This is a genomic window from Pseudomonas sp. PDM01, from assembly GCF_014852325.1.
Taxonomy (GTDB): domain Bacteria; phylum Pseudomonadota; class Gammaproteobacteria; order Pseudomonadales; family Pseudomonadaceae; genus Aquipseudomonas; species Aquipseudomonas migulae.
Window position 1 is genome coordinate 115,842 of the sequence record NZ_JACVBK010000006.1, and the last position, 17,008, is coordinate 132,849.

The 17,008-nt window shown below is 59.0% G+C and carries 16 protein-coding genes; 12 read left to right on the forward strand and 4 right to left on the reverse strand.

The features are described from left to right. Positions 1–11: 11 nt before the first annotated feature. Positions 12–263, reverse strand: coding sequence for a sulfurtransferase TusA (tusA, locus tag IB246_RS16585; protein ID WP_008037724.1), 252 nt, complete (start codon positions 261–263; stop codon positions 12–14). 161 nt (positions 264–424) lie between these two features. Next, positions 425–1,498: a 23S rRNA (cytidine(2498)-2'-O)-methyltransferase RlmM gene (gene rlmM, locus IB246_RS16590; protein ID WP_008028511.1), complete on the reverse strand. Its 1,074-nt coding sequence runs from the start codon at positions 1,496–1,498 to the stop codon at positions 425–427. A 222-nt stretch (positions 1,499–1,720) separates the two neighbouring features. Here rlmM and acnA point away from each other — a divergent pair, with 222 nt between their 5' ends. From acnA to IB246_RS16610, 4 genes are all read left to right on the forward strand, one after another. Then, a complete protein-coding gene (acnA, locus tag IB246_RS16595; protein WP_008037727.1) occupies positions 1,721–4,462 on the forward strand; it encodes an aconitate hydratase AcnA in 2,742 nt (913 codons plus the stop codon). 229 nt (positions 4,463–4,691) lie between these two features. Beyond that, entirely contained in the window at positions 4,692–5,483 is a 792-nt protein-coding gene (locus IB246_RS16600; RefSeq protein WP_008037729.1) for a CPBP family intramembrane glutamic endopeptidase, read from the forward strand. A gap of 105 nt (positions 5,484–5,588) precedes the next feature. Then, entirely contained in the window at positions 5,589–7,154 is a 1,566-nt protein-coding gene (locus IB246_RS16605; protein ID WP_008028517.1) for a methyl-accepting chemotaxis protein, read from the forward strand. Positions 7,155–7,387: 233 nt separating this feature from the next. Continuing rightward, entirely contained in the window at positions 7,388–7,849 is a 462-nt protein-coding gene (locus tag IB246_RS16610; protein WP_008037730.1) for a hypothetical protein, read from the forward strand. Positions 7,850–7,989: 140 nt separating this feature from the next. Here the strand turns inward: IB246_RS16610 and IB246_RS16615 are convergent, their stop codons facing one another. Then, entirely contained in the window at positions 7,990–8,697 is a 708-nt protein-coding gene (locus IB246_RS16615; protein WP_008037732.1) for an alpha/beta family hydrolase, read from the reverse strand. Between the two features lie 93 nt (positions 8,698–8,790). On the opposite strand from IB246_RS16615, the gene ccoN (IB246_RS16620) reads away from it, so the two are divergent. The 8 genes from ccoN (IB246_RS16620) (at position 8,791) to ccoP (IB246_RS16655) (ending at position 15,703) form a co-directional block, all read left to right on the forward strand. Beyond that, on the forward strand, positions 8,791–10,215 hold the full coding sequence (gene ccoN, locus IB246_RS16620) for a cytochrome-c oxidase, cbb3-type subunit I (RefSeq protein WP_008028521.1): 1,425 nt from the start codon (positions 8,791–8,793) through the stop codon (positions 10,213–10,215). A gap of 10 nt (positions 10,216–10,225) precedes the next feature. Further along, positions 10,226–10,834 (forward strand): cytochrome-c oxidase, cbb3-type subunit II, encoded by a 609-nt coding sequence (ccoO, locus tag IB246_RS16625; protein ID WP_008028522.1) that lies wholly within the window; start codon positions 10,226–10,228, stop codon positions 10,832–10,834. A gap of 3 nt (positions 10,835–10,837) precedes the next feature. Then, positions 10,838–11,047 carry a cbb3-type cytochrome oxidase subunit 3 gene (locus tag IB246_RS16630; protein ID WP_008028524.1) on the forward strand — a complete coding sequence of 70 codons (210 nt, stop codon included), beginning with the start codon at positions 10,838–10,840 and terminating at the stop codon, positions 11,045–11,047. After that, positions 11,044–11,997, forward strand: a complete 954-nt coding sequence (ccoP, locus tag IB246_RS16635; protein ID WP_008037736.1) for a cytochrome-c oxidase, cbb3-type subunit III — start codon at positions 11,044–11,046, stop codon at positions 11,995–11,997. Before IB246_RS16630 ends, ccoP (IB246_RS16635) begins: the two co-directional genes overlap by 4 nt. 484 nt (positions 11,998–12,481) lie before the next feature. Then, a complete protein-coding gene (gene ccoN / locus IB246_RS16640; RefSeq protein ID WP_008028528.1) occupies positions 12,482–13,924 on the forward strand; it encodes a cytochrome-c oxidase, cbb3-type subunit I in 1,443 nt (480 codons plus the stop codon). After that, positions 13,924–14,532 (forward strand): cytochrome-c oxidase, cbb3-type subunit II, encoded by a 609-nt coding sequence (gene ccoO / locus IB246_RS16645; protein ID WP_008028530.1) that lies wholly within the window; start codon positions 13,924–13,926, stop codon positions 14,530–14,532. Before ccoN (IB246_RS16640) ends, ccoO (IB246_RS16645) begins: the two co-directional genes overlap by 1 nt. Positions 14,533–14,537: 5 nt before the next feature. Continuing rightward, positions 14,538–14,723, forward strand: coding sequence for a CcoQ/FixQ family Cbb3-type cytochrome c oxidase assembly chaperone (locus IB246_RS16650; RefSeq protein ID WP_003175465.1), 186 nt, complete (start codon positions 14,538–14,540; stop codon positions 14,721–14,723). Then, positions 14,720–15,703, forward strand: a complete 984-nt coding sequence (gene ccoP, locus IB246_RS16655; protein WP_008037742.1) for a cytochrome-c oxidase, cbb3-type subunit III — start codon at positions 14,720–14,722, stop codon at positions 15,701–15,703. Before IB246_RS16650 ends, ccoP (IB246_RS16655) begins: the two co-directional genes overlap by 4 nt. Positions 15,704–15,777: 74 nt before the next feature. Here ccoP (IB246_RS16655) and IB246_RS16660 read toward each other — a convergent pair whose 3' ends face one another. Further along, the gene (locus tag IB246_RS16660; RefSeq protein ID WP_008037744.1) at positions 15,778–16,764 is read right to left on the reverse strand and encodes a metallophosphoesterase family protein; all 987 of its coding nucleotides are present in this window, start codon (positions 16,762–16,764) and stop codon (positions 15,778–15,780) included. Between the last annotated feature and the right edge of the window lie 244 nt (positions 16,765–17,008).

Sequence of the window (17,008 nt, forward strand, 5' to 3'; positions counted from 1 at the left end):
TTTCGAATCGATTAATCCGATTTCTTGCGAATCCAGTACAGGTAAGTGCCGGCCTCTTCGTGCTGCGCGATCAGCTCGTGGTCGAGGAACACGCAGAACTTGGGAATGTCCCGACGGGTCGACGGGTCGGTGGCGATCACCTTGAGCAGGCCGCCGGGCGCCAGGTCACGGATGTGCTGGTGCAGCATCATCACCGGCTCCGGGCAGTTGAGGCCGGTGGCGTCGAGGGTGCCGTCTACCGGCGTATCAAGCATTTCACTCATGATTCACTCCTGAAACTGGCCGGCATTGTCGCGCATTGCCGGGTGTTCGGTCATCTGTGGCATGACGCCATCCCTGTAGGAGCGAGGCTTGCCCGCGAAGAGGCCCTTAAGGACGCCAAAAGCTTCGCGGGCAAGCCTCGCTCCTACACGGGTTGTGTACATCAGCGGGATTTTGGTTTCTTCACGTCCAGGCGGCGCAGGTGGCACGTCACTTCTTCGCGGTCGTGATACAGCTGCTTGCAGCCGATCTCGACGCGAATCCCGCGCTCCTTGAAACCGTCGGCAATGCGCTCCAGCAAGCGTTTCACTTCGGCGTAACGCTGCTTCATCGGCAGCTTGAGGTTGACCACCGCTTCGCGGCAATGCCCTTCGCCAATCCACTCTTCCAGCATCGCCGCGTTGCGTGCCGGTTTCTCGACGATGTCGCAGACCATCCAGTCCACCGGTTGCCGTGGCTTGAAGGTGAAACCGTCGGCCATCAAATGCTGCACCAGACCAGTGTCCATCAGGCTTTCAGCCATCGGGCCATTGTCGATGGCGGTCACTAGCATGCCACGATTGACCAGTTGCCAGGTCCAGCCACCCGGCGCCGCGCCGAGGTCGACGCCGGTCATGTCGCTGTGCAGACGCTCGTCCCACTGATCGCGCGGGATGAAATGGTGCCACGCCTCTTCCAGCTTCAACGTCGAACGGCTCGGCGCCTCGCGCGGAAACTTCAGGCGTGGAATGCCCATCGGCCACATGGCCGAGTTGTTCGACTCGGCCAGCCCCATGAACACTTCGCGGCCACTCTTGAACGTCAGCAGCAAACGCGGCTTGTTCGCGTCTTCCACCAGTTTGCCGGCCGCCATCAGCGCCTTGCGCAGGTGCACTTCGAATTTCTTGCAGAAGTTCGACAGCTCTTTGCCGTCGTTGGTGTCGACCATTTCCAGCCACAGGCTGCCGCACAGCGGGAAGTCGGCCATGTGCGCGAGAATCACGCTGATACGGTCGGTTTCCGGCAGGTCGATGAAAATCCCCCGCGCCCATTGGCGCGGGAAGATCAGATCGGCGAAACGCTGACCGCGCATCAGGCGCTCGGCGCCGTCTTCTTCGGTGCAGATGAATTCGGCGCAGGCGCTGGCGGTTTTTGCCTTGGCATAACCGGCCACGTTCAGCCGTGCGGCGTGTTCGGAAATCTCGGAACAGACTTCGCCTTCGAAGCCCGGCCGGCAATGCATAAAGAGGGTGTTCATTCTTACTCCTGGGCAGTTGGCGAAGAATTCAGCCACTGCGCGATGCCCAGACTTGCGTTGAAGCAAAGCCTGTCACGAAAACCGGCGCATGATAGCCGAGTTCGGAACCTCGGACTTGCCCATAGAGTCCGGTTATTAGCTTTAACGTTCAAACGGGGCTAGGTTGAAAGCTCTGTCCGTCCCCTCAGTCCGTAGCCGTGCGGACTTTAAGGAGTGATCGTAATGCCGTCCCTCGATAGCCTGAAAACCCTTAAAACCCTGCAAGTCGACGACAAGACCTACCATTACTTCAGTCTGCCCGATGCCGCCAAGAGCCTCGGTGATCTCGACAAGCTACCTATGTCGTTGAAAGTGCTGCTGGAAAACCTGCTGCGCTGGGAAGACGAAAAAACCGTCACCGGCGCCGACCTGCGAGCGATTGCCGCCTGGCTCAAGGAGCGCCGCTCCGACCGCGAGATCCAGTACCGCCCCGCCCGCGTCTTGATGCAAGACTTTACCGGCGTTCCCGCCGTGGTCGACCTGGCCGCCATGCGCGCCGCCATGGCCAAGGCCGGCGGCGACCCGCAGCGGATCAATCCACTGTCTCCGGTGGACCTGGTGATCGACCACTCGGTGATGGTCGACAAGTTCGGCAGCGCCAGCGCCTTCGAACAGAACGTCGACATTGAGATGCAGCGCAACGGCGAGCGTTACGCCTTTCTGCGCTGGGGCCAGAGCGCCTTCGACAACTTCAGCGTGGTGCCGCCGGGCACCGGGATTTGCCATCAGGTGAACCTCGAATACCTCGGCCGCACGGTCTGGACCAAGGATGAAGACGGCCGCACCTACGCGTTCCCCGACACGCTGGTCGGCACCGATTCCCACACCACCATGATCAACGGCCTCGGCGTACTTGGCTGGGGCGTCGGCGGGATCGAGGCGGAAGCGGCGATGCTCGGCCAACCGGTGTCGATGCTCATTCCAGAAGTGATCGGCTTCAAACTCACCGGCAAATTGAAGGAAGGCATCACGGCCACCGACCTGGTGCTGACCGTGACCCAGATGCTGCGCAAGAAAGGTGTGGTCGGCAAATTCGTCGAGTTCTACGGCGACGGTCTCGCCGACCTGCCGCTGGCCGACCGCGCGACCATCGCCAACATGGCCCCGGAATATGGCGCTACGTGCGGCTTTTTCCCGGTGGATGACATCACTCTGGATTATCTGCGCCTGTCCGGTCGTCCACTTGAAACCGTGAAACTGGTCGAGGCCTACAGCAAGGCGCAAGGCCTGTGGCGCCAGTCGGGCAAGGAACCGGTGTTCACCGACAGCCTGGCGCTGGACATGCGCAGCGTCGAAGCCAGCCTCGCCGGGCCGAAACGCCCACAGGACAGGGTGTCGTTGCCGAATGTCGCGCAAGCATTCAGTGACTTCACCGACCTGCAATTCAAACCTGCCAGCAAGGAAGAAGGTCGCCTCGAAAGTGAAGGCGGCGGTGGCGTTGCGGTGGGCAATGCCGACTTGGCCGGTGAAGCCGACTACGATTTTGAAGGTCAAACCTATCGCTTGAAAAACGGCGCGGTGGTCATCGCCGCAATCACCTCCTGCACCAACACCTCCAATCCGAGCGTGATGATGGCCGCCGGCCTGGTGGCAAAAAAAGCCGTGGAGAAAGGCCTCAAGCGCAAACCGTGGGTGAAAAGCTCGCTCGCTCCCGGTTCCAAAGTAGTGACCGACTACTACAAGGCTGCCGGGCTGACGCAATACCTGGATCAACTCGGTTTCGACCTGGTCGGTTATGGCTGCACCACCTGCATCGGCAACTCCGGGCCGCTGCCGGAGCCGATCGAAAAAGCCATCCAGAAAGCCGACCTGACCGTCGCTTCGGTGCTGTCGGGCAACCGCAACTTCGAAGGCCGCGTGCATCCGCTGGTGAAAACCAACTGGCTGGCCTCGCCGCCGCTGGTCGTCGCGTTTGCGCTGGCCGGCACGGTGCGCATTGATATCAGCAGTGAGCCATTGGGTGACGACAAGGACGGCAACCCGGTTTACTTGCGGGACATCTGGCCAAGCACCCAAGAAATCGCCGATGCGGTGAATCAGGTCAACACCGCGATGTTCCATAAGGAATACGCCGAAGTGTTTGCCGGCGATGAGCAATGGCAGGCGATTGAAGTGCCTCAAGCGGCGACCTACGTCTGGCAGGACGATTCGACTTACATCCAGCACCCACCGTTTTTCGACGACATCGGCGGACCGCCGCCCGTGGTCAAGGACGTCGCGGGCGCACGGGTCCTTGCGCTGCTCGGCGACTCGGTGACCACCGACCACATCTCCCCCGCCGGCAACATCAAGACCGAGAGCCCCGCCGGCCATTACCTGCGCGGTAAAGGTGTGGAGCCGCGGGACTTCAACTCCTACGGCTCCCGTCGCGGCAACCATGAAGTGATGATGCGCGGCACCTTTGCCAACATCCGCATTCGCAACGAGATGCTCGGCGGCGAGGAAGGCGGCAATACCCTTTACATTCCTACCGGGGAAAAACTGGCGATCTACGATGCAGCCATGCGTTACCAAGCCTCGGGCACGCCGCTGGTGGTGATTGCCGGGCAAGAATACGGCACCGGTTCGAGCCGCGACTGGGCGGCCAAGGGCACCAATCTGTTGGGCGTGAAAGCGGTCATCGCCGAAAGCTTCGAGCGGATTCACCGCTCCAATCTGGTCGGCATGGGCGTGCTGCCCTTGCAGTTCAAGCTGGATCAGAACCGCAAGAGCCTCAATCTGACCGGCAAGGAGACCCTGGACATTCAGGGCCTGAGCGGCGTCGAGCTGACGCCGCGAATGAACCTGACGCTGATCATCACCCGTGAAAACGGCAGCCGCGAGAAGATCGAAGTGTTGTGCCGGATCGATACGCTGAATGAAGTCGAGTACTTCAAGTCAGGGGGGATTTTGCATTACGTGTTGCGGCAGTTGATTGCGTCGTAAGTGTTTGCAGAAAAAGACACCGCCTTCGGGCGGTGTTTTTGTTTGCGGACACGCCTCTATAATCGCCGCGCTTTTATAGCCCCACACAAGACCACTGTGGGAGCGAGCCTGCTCGCGATGGGGCCGTAACATCCAATATCAGTGCCGCCTGACACTCCGCCATCGCGAGCAAGCTTGCTCCTACAGTGGACCGAGGCGACCCGCAGAATTTCGAACACAAGGACTTCAGATGTTTGCTTTGCCATGGACCTTCCTGGCCCTGCTCTCCCTCGGTTATGCCATGGCGCTGTCCTACGGCCATCTCGGCTGGCTGGCGCTTATCTCGGTCGCATTGCTACTGATCGCCGGTTTCGCCGTGCGTCAGCAACAACTCCGAATCGGCCATTACCTCGGTCACGGCCTGTTTATTTTCATGGCGCTGGCACTGGCGATGCACTGGCTCCCCGGCTTCTACAACGGTCGAGGTATCAATCCGCATCGTATTACCGACGATGCCGTACCGTTTGCGCTGTACCTGAATCTGGACAAACCGCTGATTGGTTTCTGGCTGTTGCTGGTCTGCCCGTGGATTGTCGGCCGGCATTCGCTGCGGCTTTCCATTCCCGCCGCGCTGCTGGGGCTGACACTGAGCAGCGTGCTGGCATTGGGTGGCGCGCTGTTGTTGGGTGTGATCAGTTGGGCCCCCAAATGGCCTGATCAGGCCTGGCTGTGGCTGTTCAACAACCTGTTGCTGGTGACGCTGGTGGAAGAAGCGCTGTTTCGCGGCTACCTTCAGGGCGGCCTCAGCCGGTACTTTAAACACCTGCCTTATGGTGAAAACCTGGCGCTGCTGCTCGCCTCGCTGTTGTTTGGCCTGGTGCATGCGGGCGCTGGCTGGCAATGGGTGTTGCTGGCGAGTCTGGCAGGTGTCGGCTATGGTCTGGCCTACCGTTTCGGCGGGTTAGGTGCGGCCATTGCCACGCATTTCGGTTTGAACCTGCTGCATTTCAGCCTGTTCACCTATCCGATGCTGGCGGGCTGACGCAACGGTCGTTTTGCGACGCGCCGCTGATTATTGAAAAATATTCTTCAATAAATCCCTGACGGTGCCGACAACCTCTCAAAGCCTTGCGGATTGAAAAAAGCCATGCGTAACAACCAGCCCATTACACAACGCGAACGGACCTTCCCGGCTCAGCAACGGTTGATCTCCACCACCGATGCCAAGGGCGTGATCACCTACTGCAACGACGCTTTCGTCGAAATCAGTGGGTATTCCCGCGAGGAACTGATCCGTGCACCGCATAACCTGGTTCGTCACCCCGACGTACCGGCCGCGGTGTTCGCGCACATGTGGGGCACATTGAAACAAGGCTTGCCATGGATGGGCATTGTCAAGAATCGCTGCAAGACCGGTGACCACTACTGGGTTAACGCCTACGTCACACCGGTGTTCGATGGCAACCAGGTGATCGGTTACGAGTCGGTGCGGGTCAAACCCACCGCCGAGCAGATCCAGCGTGCCGAAGCGCTCTACCAACGCATCAACCAGGGCAAGTCAGCGATTCCTTCCACCGATAAATGGCTGCCGGTCCTGCAGGACTGGTTGCCGTTCATTCTGGTCAGCCAGCTGAGCTTCATGATCGGTGCCACGCTCAACTCCCAATGGGGTTTTGCCTTGGCCGCCGGTCTTTCGGTGCCATTGGGCCTGCTGGGGTTGAGCTGGCAACAGCGTGGTCTCAAGCGCTTGCTGCGCCTGGCCGAGCAGACCACCTCCGACCCGCTGATCGCGCAGATGTACACCGACAGCCGTGGTGCCCAGGCGCGTCTGGAGATGTCGATCCTCAGCCAGGAAGCCCGCCTGAAAACCTGCCTGACCCGTCTGCAGGACACCGCCGAGCACCTGAGCGACCAGGCGAAACAGTCCGACACACTGGCTCACAGCAGCTCCACCGGCCTGGAACGTCAGCGCGTCGAAACCGAGCAGGTGGCCACCGCCGTCAATCAGATGGCCGCCACCACCCAGGAAGTCGCCAGCCACGTGCAACGCACGGCGGACGCGACTCAAGAAGCCAATCGCCTGACCGGGCGCGGCCGTGACATCGCCGGGGAAACCCGCGAAGCCATTCAGCGCCTGTCGGAGGTGGTCGGCGAAACCGGCCTGACCGTGACGCAACTGGCCAAGGACAGCGATGAAATCGGCGGCGTGGTCGACGTAATCAAAGGCATCGCCGACCAGACCAACCTGCTGGCGTTGAACGCCGCCATCGAAGCGGCGCGTGCCGGCGAGATGGGTCGCGGCTTTGCGGTGGTTGCCGACGAAGTTCGCCAATTGGCGCAACGCACCAGCGAATCCACCGGGCAGATTCACGCCCTGATCGCCAAGCTCCAGCAAACCGCCAGCACCGCCGTGCAAACCATGGAATCCGGGCATCGCCAGGCGGAAGAAGGTGTGGCGCGGGTACTCGAAGCGGATCAGGCACTGGTCGGGATCAGCGAAGCGGTGGCACACATCACCGACATGACCACCCAGATTGCGGCCGCGACCGAAGAGCAAAGCTCGGTGGCCGAAGAAATCAGCCGCAACATCAGCAACATCTCGCAACTGGCCGACCAGACGTCGGAACAGGCGCAACACTCGGCGTTGTTGAGTGAAGAGCTGACGAAAACGGCGAATACCCAGTATTCGTTGGTGGAGCGGTTTAACCGCTGATTGATGCTGGAAAAACAAAACCCGGACGGTGAAAGCCTCCGGGTTTTTTATTGCCTGATGAAAGTCAAAAATCGACAGCGCGCATTTGGCCGCCACTGCGCGAAATCCAGCTGAAAGTACGCACCCAACTGTCAGTTATGACAGTAGACACGCCAGTACGGTGGGGTAGCATTTAAATGCCGTTACACCCGGCATTTACTTCCTTCGACTTTAAACAGAAAAGGATTTTTTCGATGAGTGCTTTTCCTATTTTTTTCCCGGACGACCATAAAAGTCAGGCAGCTGGTAACGATTTTCACTGGAGATTCACAGGGGAACCGATCTACGCTGAATCTACTTTATTTACGGCGTTTCGTGGCGGACCTGGTATCGACCATTGGGTTTTCCAAGGTTCTACCGGCAAGACTGAAGACGGTACGTTCTTCGCGCTTCAATTCTCAGTGCCTTATGAGGGTGAAGACCTGCTAGAGAAAACCTACAAGATTGGGGATGGGCAGTGGTTTTACGTATTCCATATCCATTCAGTTCCCCCCGCACCTAACTTCACATCCACCCTGGCAGACAAAGCGGAACTTACTATCAGGCTCGATCCAGCCAAGGGGACAGTGCATGGCGATTTCAATGCAATTTTTTATAGCGGGGGCTATCGAATGAATCCGATAGGCACATTCGATTTGAAAAGAGCCGACCAATAACACATGAAGCAGGAAGGCAAAAGTGCCGATCCAAGAACGATGGCTCTCATGACCTCTTCGTGATCAGGCTCCTCGCACGTTTTTGTTGAGCGCACATGTGTGTGCGTGGCAAAACTTCGGAGCACCTGCTAGCGATGAGGTCATTTCTGTAAGGAATGACCTCGCTGAAGAAGCTCAGCCACCCTCCCCACCGCAGCCGCCAAATGCTGCTCATGGCTAAACCCCGAAGCCTTCAACGGCTTCAAATCATGATCCCCCGCCACCAGCCAGAACACCTCGATACTCGGCGCCAACGCATAGGCCTCTACCGCCTCACGATTCCCCAACGCATCGCGCTCGCCCTGGACAATCAGCGTCCGGGTCTTCAGCGCAGCCAGATGTTCGACCCGTGGCTTCTCCGGTTTGCCTACGGCATAGAACGGATAGCCGAGGCACACCAACGCATCGGCTTTGAGCTCATCGGCCAAAAGACTGGCCATCCGCCCGCCCATGGACTTGCCGCCAATGGCCAGGCGGCCAGTGACACGGCGTCGCACCACGGCATACACCTCACGCCAGCACTCCAGCAGTTTCGGCGCCGGGTTCGGGGGACGCTTGCCGCCATCGACACGTCGTTGCGCCATGTAGGGGAACTCGAAGCGCAGCACGTTGACGCCCTGCGCAGCAAGGCGCGCGGCCATGTCGTTCATCCAGGCGCTGTCCATCGGCGCCCCGGCGCCATGCGCAAGAATCAGCGTCACAGGTTCACCCGAAACCGTTGAAGCGGCTTCATTCCACAGCCATCCATGCTCCCGCACACACTGCGCCCATTGATCCCCGTCAATACTGGCCTTGTGCTCTTTGTCCATGCTTGCCTCGCTTTTAGTCTGCCTATAACTCCAGGCGAAGGGAGCGTCTGCCTTGCGCGAACGCCCTTTCGGCTGAACCGTGGATGGGGAACCATGAACACTTCTATCAGTACCGCCTACAACTACAAGGTGGTCCGCCAATTCGCCATTATGACGGTGGTGTGGGGCATCGTCGGCATGGGGCTCGGGGTTTTTCTCGCGGCTCAATTGGTCTGGCCCGAACTCAACTTCAATTTGCCGTGGACCAGTTTCGGCCGCTTGCGCCCGCTGCACACCAACGCGGTGATCTTCGCGTTCGGCGGTTGCGCCCTGTTCGCCAGTTCGTTCTATTCGGTGCAACGCACCTGCCAGACGCAACTGTTTGCGCCGAAAATCGCCGCGTTCTGCTTCTGGGGCTGGCAACTGGTGATTCTGCTGGCGGCGATCAGCCTGCCGCTGGGTTACACCAGTTCCAAGGAATACGCCGAGCTGGAATGGCCGATCGACATCCTGATCACCATCGTCTGGGTCGCCTACGCCATCGTGTTTTTCGGCACGCTGGCCAAGCGCAAGACCAAGCACATCTATGTGGGCAACTGGTTCTTCGGTGGTTTCATCATCACCGTGGCGATTTTGCACATCGTCAACAACCTTGAGCTGCCGGTGAGTTTCACCAAGTCCTACTCGCTGTACGCCGGTGCGACCGATGCCATGGTGCAGTGGTGGTACGGCCACAACGCCGTAGGCTTTTTCCTTACCGCCGGTTTCCTCGGGATGATGTATTACTTCGTGCCGAAACAGGCCGAGCGTCCGGTGTATTCCTATCGCCTGTCGATCGTGCACTTCTGGGCGCTGATCACCCTGTACATCTGGGCCGGCCCGCACCACTTGCACTACACCGCGCTGCCGGACTGGGCGCAGTCGCTGGGCATGGTGATGTCACTGATCCTGCTGGCGCCAAGCTGGGGCGGCATGATCAACGGCATGATGACGCTCTCCGGTGCCTGGCATAAGTTGCGCAGCGACCCGATCCTGCGCTTCCTCGTGGTCTCGCTCGCGTTCTACGGCATGTCGACCTTCGAAGGGCCGATGATGGCGATCAAGACCGTGAACGCCCTCTCCCACTACACCGACTGGACCATCGGCCACGTACACGCCGGCGCACTCGGCTGGGTGGCGATGATTTCCATCGGCGCGCTGTACCACATGATCCCGAAAATCTTCGGTCGCCCGCAGATGCACAGCATCGGCCTGATCAACGCGCACTTCTGGCTGGCCACTATCGGCACCGTGCTGTACATCGCCTCGATGTGGGTCAACGGCATCGCCCAGGGCCTGATGTGGCGCGCAGTCAACGAAGACGGCACGCTGACCTACTCCTTCGTCGAAACCCTGGTGGCCAGCCACCCAGGCTTCATCGTGCGACTGGTGGGCGGTGCGATCTTCCTCAGCGGCATGTTCCTGATGGCTTACAACACCTGGCGCACCGTGCGGGCCTCGCAGCCTGCCGAAGTCGCCGCTGCCGCGCAGATGGCCTGAGGAGTCCGAGATGAAACACGAAACAATCGAAAAAAACGTCGGCCTGCTGATGCTGCTGATGGTCCTGGCCGTGAGCATCGGCGGCCTGACGCAGATCGTCCCGCTGTTCTTCCAGGACGTGACCAATAAACCGGTGGAAGGCATGAAGCCCTACACCGCGCTGCAACTGGAAGGTCGCGACATTTACATCCGCGAAGGCTGCGTCGGTTGCCACTCGCAGATGATCCGGCCGTTCCGCGCCGAGACCGAGCGCTACGGTCACTACTCGGTGGCCGGGGAAAGCGTCTGGGATCACCCGTTCCTGTGGGGTTCCAAGCGTACCGGCCCGGACCTGGCCCGTGTCGGCGGTCGCTACTCCGAAGACTGGCACCGCGCGCACTTGTACAACCCGCGCAACGTGGTGCCGGAATCGAAGATGCCGGCCTATCCATGGCTGGTGGCCAATCAGCTCGACAGCAGCCACACCGAAACCAAGATCAAGGCGATGCGCACCCTCGGCGTGCCGTACACCGATGCCGACATCGCAGGCTCGGTCGAATCGCTCAAGGGCAAGACCGAAATGGACGCACTGGTCGCCTACCTGCAAGTGCTCGGCACTGCCATCAAGAGCAAGAGGTGAGCCATGCCCTTTGAAATAATGAGCGTAATGAGCAGTGGATTGATTCGCGGCCTGGGCACGGTCGTGGTGTTCGTGGCCTTTGTCGGCCTGACGTTGTGGGTGTTCAACAGCAAGCGCAATCCGGAGTTCGCCGAAGCACGTTTGCTGCCGTTCGCCGATGAGCCACAAGCCGATAGCACCCAAGAACCTGAAGCAAGGAGTACCCGGTCATGACCACTTTCTGGAGTACGTGGATCTGCGTACTGACCATCGGCAGCCTGATCGGCCTGACCTGGCTGCTGATCGGCACCCGCAAGGGCGAAACCAAGGGCAGCGTCGACCAGACCATGGGCCACAGCTTCGACGGCATCGAGGAGTACGACAATCCGCTGCCGCAGTGGTGGTTCATGCTGTTCGCCGGCACGCTGGTGTTCGCCGTGGGCTACCTGATTCTTTACCCGGGCCTGGGCAACTGGAAAGGCATCCTGCCGGGTTACGAGAACGGCTGGACCGGCGTTCACGAATGGGAAAAGGAGATGAACAAGGCCGACGCTAAGTTCGGACCGATCTTCGCCAAATTCGCCGCCATGCCGGTGGAAGAAGTGGCCAAGGACCCGCAAGCGCTGAAAATGGGCGGTCGCCTGTTCGCCTCGAACTGCTCGGTGTGTCACGGCTCGGATGCCAAGGGCGCTTTCGGCTTCCCGAACCTGGCCGACAGCAACTGGCGCTGGGGCGGTGACGCCGAGATGATCAAGACCACGATCATGGGTGGACGCATGGCGGCGATGCCGGCCTGGGGTGAAATCCTCGGTGAAGCCGGCGTGAAAAACGTTGCAGCGTATGTGCGTCATGAACTGGCCGGCCTGCCATTGCCGGCTGGCGACACCGCCGACCTGCAAGCCGGACAGCAAGCATTCAGCACCACCTGCGTAGCCTGTCACGGGGCAAACGGCCAGGGCACTGAAGCCATGGGGGCGCCGAACCTGACGCAACCGGCCGGTTTTATCTACGGTACAAGCCTGGCGCAACTGCAACAAACGATCCGCCATGGCCGCCAGGGCCATATGCCAGCGCAGAACGAACTGCTCGGCAACGACAAAGTGCAACTGCTGGCCGCTTATGTGTACAGCCTGTCCCACGGTCTGAATACAGAGCGTTTGCAGGCCGAAGGCAAAAGCGAATAATTCTTGACCGCTCTGCTGCCGCATTCTTCTCGGATGCGGCAGTTCCCTGCCCCTTTGCGACCCATTGTCGCACCCCTCCGTTAGTCCGCCTTTCGGTTCACCAGATTCGGGTCTAAGCTTGCCCCGATGCGGACTGGCTTGAGCCGGTTCCAGGTCGACCCGACCCGATGTGTTCGACGAATCAGCTCGATGACAAGCCGCAAAGGCTGGTAGATACCGGCTGTCGTGCCAATTGCCATCGGTCACCCGATCGTTGCGTTTGAACACACCCCGTTACAACTGACCTGACCCTCTCATCATTTTCGTTCGCTGCGACATTTTGTCCGAGGGCGATTTTGTCCTTACGCGGCGCATGGAAAGGCCGCAGAATCAGCTTTTGAAAGCATTGACCCAGGTCATGGCGCGTTGCAATGACCCCCTGCTTTCTCCATACTTGCGGCCGATTTTTACTCCTAATAAAACACCCAAACCGTGGAACCTTAGAATGAGCACAGCAATCAGTCCGACTGCTTATAACTATAAGGTAGTCCGCCAGTTCGCCATCATGACGGTGGTCTGGGGGATCCTTGGCATGGGGCTCGGTGTCTTCATCGCCTCGCAACTGGTCTGGCCGGAGTTGAACTTCGGTCTGCCGTGGACGAGCTTTGGACGCCTGCGCCCGTTGCACACTAACCTGGTGATTTTCGCCTTTGGTGGTTGTGCACTGTTTGCCACTTCTTATTACGTCGTGCAGCGAACCTGCCAAACGCGACTGATTTCCGACAGCCTCGCGGCCTTCACCTTCTGGGGTTGGCAAGCGGTGATCGTCGGCGCCATCGTTACCTTGCCGTTGGGTTACACCACCACCAAGGAATACGCTGAGCTGGAATGGCCCCTGGCTATTCTGCTGGCCATCGTCTGGGTCACCTACGGTCTGGTGTTCTTCGGCACCATCACCAAGCGCAAGACCAAGCACATCTATGTGGGCAACTGGTTCTACGGTGCCTTCATCGTCGTGACGGCGATGCTGCACATCGTCAACCACGCCTCGCTGCCGGTCAGTTTCTTCAAGTCCTACTCGGCCTACGCCGGTGCGACGGATGCGATGATCCAGTGGTGGTACGGCCACAACGCCGTAGGTTTCTTCCTGACCACCGGCTTCCTCGGGATGATGTACTACTTCGTTCCGAAGCAGGCCGAGCGTCCGATCTACTCCTATCGCCTGTCCATCGTGCACTTCTGGGCGCTGATCACCCTGTACATCTGGGCCGGTCCGCACCACCTGCACTACACCGCGCTGCCGGACTGGGCGCAGTCGCTGGGCATGGCCATGTCGATCATCCTGCTGGCACCAAGCTGGGGCGGCATGATCAACGGCATGATGACCCTGTCGGGCGCCTGGCATAAGCTGCGCACCGACCCGATCCTGCGCTTCCTCGTGGTATCGCTGGCGTTCTACGGCATGTCGACCTTCGAAGGTCCGATGATGGCGATCAAGACCGTCAACTCGCTGTCGCACTACACCGACTGGACCATCGGCCACGTACACGCCGGCGCTCTTGGCTGGGTAGCGATGATCTCGATCGGCGCGATCTACCACATGATCCCGAAACTGTTCGGTCGCGCGCAGATGCACAGCATCGGCCTGATCAACGCACACTTCTGGCTCGCGACCATCGGTACCGTTCTGTACATCGCTTCGATGTGGGTCAACGGCATCACCCAGGGTCTGATGTGGCGTGCAATCAACGACGACGGCACCCTCACCTACTCCTTCGTCGAAGCGCTGCAAGCCAGCCACCCGGGCTTCATCGTTCGCGCATTGGGCGGCGCATTCTTCGCCACCGGCATGCTGCTCATGGCCTACAACGTATGGCGTACCGTACGTGCCTCGAACCCGGCCGAAGCTGAAGCCGCCGAACAGATTGCTGTAGTTGGAGCTCACTGATGAAGCATGAAGCAGTCGAGAAGAATATTGGCCTGCTGGCCTTCTTCATGGTCATCGCCGTCAGCATCGGCGGCCTGACCCAGATCGTTCCGCTGTTTTTCCAGGACGTCACCAACAAGCCGGTCGAAGGCATGAAGCCTCGTACCGCCCTTGAACTGGAAGGCCGCGACATCTACATCGCCAACGGTTGTGTCAGCTGCCACTCGCAGATGATCCGCCCGTTCCGTGCTGAAACCGAACGCTACGGCCACTACTCGGTTGCCGGTGAAAGCGTCTGGGACCACCCGTTCCTGTGGGGTTCCAAGCGTACCGGTCCAGACCTGGCCCGTGTCGGCGGTCGTTACTCCGATGACTGGCAGCGTGCGCATTTGTACAACCCGCGCAACGTAGTGCCCGAGTCGAAAATGCCGGCCTACCCGTTCCTCGTGGAAAACAAGCTCGACGGCAAAGACACCGCCAAGAAAATGGAAGTCTTGCGCACGCTCGGCGTCCCTTACACCGACGAAGACATCGCCGGCGCCAAGGATGCTGTGAAGGGCAAAACCGAAATGGACGCGCTGGTGGCCTATCTGCAAGGCCTGGGCACCATCATCAAAAGCAAACGGTGATTTAGATGGATATCGGGATGATTCGTGGCCTGGGCACCGTTGTTGTGATGGTGGCCTTCATCGGTCTGGCGCTGTGGGTGTTCAGCCCCAAGCGCAAGTCGGAGTTTGAAGACGCGACCTTGCTGCCTTTCGCGGATGATCCCGAAGCCATCAAGCACGTCGAGCAAGCTTCTAGGAGTAACAAAGAATGACTACGTTCTGGAGTCTGTACGTCACAGTCCTCAGTCTCGGCACCATCTTCGCCCTGACCTGGCTGTTGCTGTCCACCCGCAAGGGCCAGCGCAGCGAAGCCACCGAAGAAACGGTTGGCCACTCCTTCGACGGTATCGAGGAGTACGACAACCCGCTGCCAAAATGGTGGTTCATGCTGTTCGTGGGCACCATCATTTTCGCCCTGGGTTACCTGGTGCTGTACCCGGGCCTGGGCAACTGGAAAGGCCTGCTGCCGGGTTACAACTACCTGGATAACGAGAAGCAGACCGCGTTCGCCAACGGCCAGAGCGGCTGGACCGGCGTTCACGAGTGGGAAAAGGAAATGGCCAAGTCGGACGCCAAGTTCGGCCCGATCTTCGCCAAATTCGCTTCCATGCCGATCGAAGAAGTCGCCAAGGACCCGCAAGCCCTGAAGATGGGTGGCCGTTTGTTCGCCTCCAACTGCTCGGTTTGCCACGGCTCCGACGCCAAAGGCGCTTATGGATTTCCGAACCTGACCGACGCCGACTGGCGCTGGGGTGGCGAAGCACAAACCATCAAGGCCACCATCATGGGCGGCCGCCACGCGGTCATGCCGGCGTGGGCTGAAGTGATCGGCGAGCAAGGTGTTGCGGACGTTGCTGCGTTCGTCCTGACCAGCCTCGATGGCCGCAAGCTGCCGGAAGGCACCAAGGCTGACCCGGCTGCCGGGCAGAAACTGTTCGCCGCCAACTGCGTGGCGTGCCACGGTCCGGCCGGCAAAGGGACGCCAGCGATGGGCGCACCTGACCTGACCCACCCGGGTGCGTTCATCTACGGTTCGAGCTTCGCTCAACTGCAGCAGACCATCCGTTACGGCCGTCAGGGCCAGATGCCTGCGCAAGAACAGCTGCAAGGCAACGACAAGGTTCACCTGCTGGCCGCTTACGTCTACAGCTTGTCTCACGGCGAGAAAGCTCCGGCGGCGGATGCCCAGTAAGGCAAACGCTTGATGCAAAAAAAGGCCCCGCCAGTGATCTGGCGGGGCCTTTTTTATGGGCTATTGGCCAGAATTCATGACACCGGCACTGTCGCTATCAGCTCACGTTTTTGCCACTGGTTGTTATCGACCGCATAGACGTGCAGGTTTTTGCGATCCTCGGAAAAACTGGCGATCAGATAGGTCTGCTGGGATGCACTGCCGCTGATGAAACCGGGCACACCGTTCGTGTACCACATGGAGCCGCTGTTCCCATGGAGATGACCGGCGAATATTGCAGTCACTTCATACTTATCGATCATATCCCTGAACCGTTTTTCCTGACTCCAGTCACCCATAAAATCATTGGGTTTATGCATGTTCAGTAGAATGATTTTCCCCTGCGCGCGTGCCTGCTGAAGGTCACGCTCAAGCCAATCGAGTGCAGGGGTAATTTCAAAAACCGTCGGACTGAAAAAAGTCCCCGAAGAGAAGGTCACCGAGTAAGTTGGCTCGTTATGTAACTGCACCAAGTGCACATCGCCATAATCCCTGGAGTACGCGAGACTTCCGTAATAAGTGGTGCTCGGCCATGAAGCCCGCGCTGCCAGATCCATACTGCCGACTTTTCCCCAATAGCGCTCCTTCAGATTTTCAATGCTTCCAGCGGCGCAACTATTCAGAAAACAATCATCCACGTTATTTTGATAGTCATGATTACCCAACCCGTAGTCATAATCCCCTTGAAGTTTCGCATCCAGCGTCTGCTGGACATAGGAACGCTCATCCGCATGACCGAAGGCAGTCATATCGCCATTGATCATCACGGGAACCGCCGCGCTCCCACCCTGTTGCCGCCTGAAGTCGGCAATACTGTCGTACTGCGTTTCGATCAGCCAACGGGAGCGCTCCCGCTTCTGCGAATCGGACTCCGGCAACCGGGCGTCAGTGTTATCGGTCCAGGGAAACTGCGGGTCCGAAGCGAACACGATATGCCGTGGCGTTTGCGCCGACGACACAACAGGAACTACCCACACACCTACCAGCAACATCAACAACTGCCATCCTTTGCTTAATTCCATCTTGTCTTTTTCCCTAATATTTAATAGTGAGCGCACTCACACAAATCCAATTTAAAAAATTACTTGCGACAAGCAAACTACAACAACACCCACCCAGACACCAACAAACAACATATTTGGAATCATGAAACATCAACTATAAAAACAAACGAACTTACCAGTTGAGCCCACAAACTTATTTAATCTAAATTCTGCCAAACCTTCAACGCAACCATCACATCAATGAAAATGGACTTCTATGAAC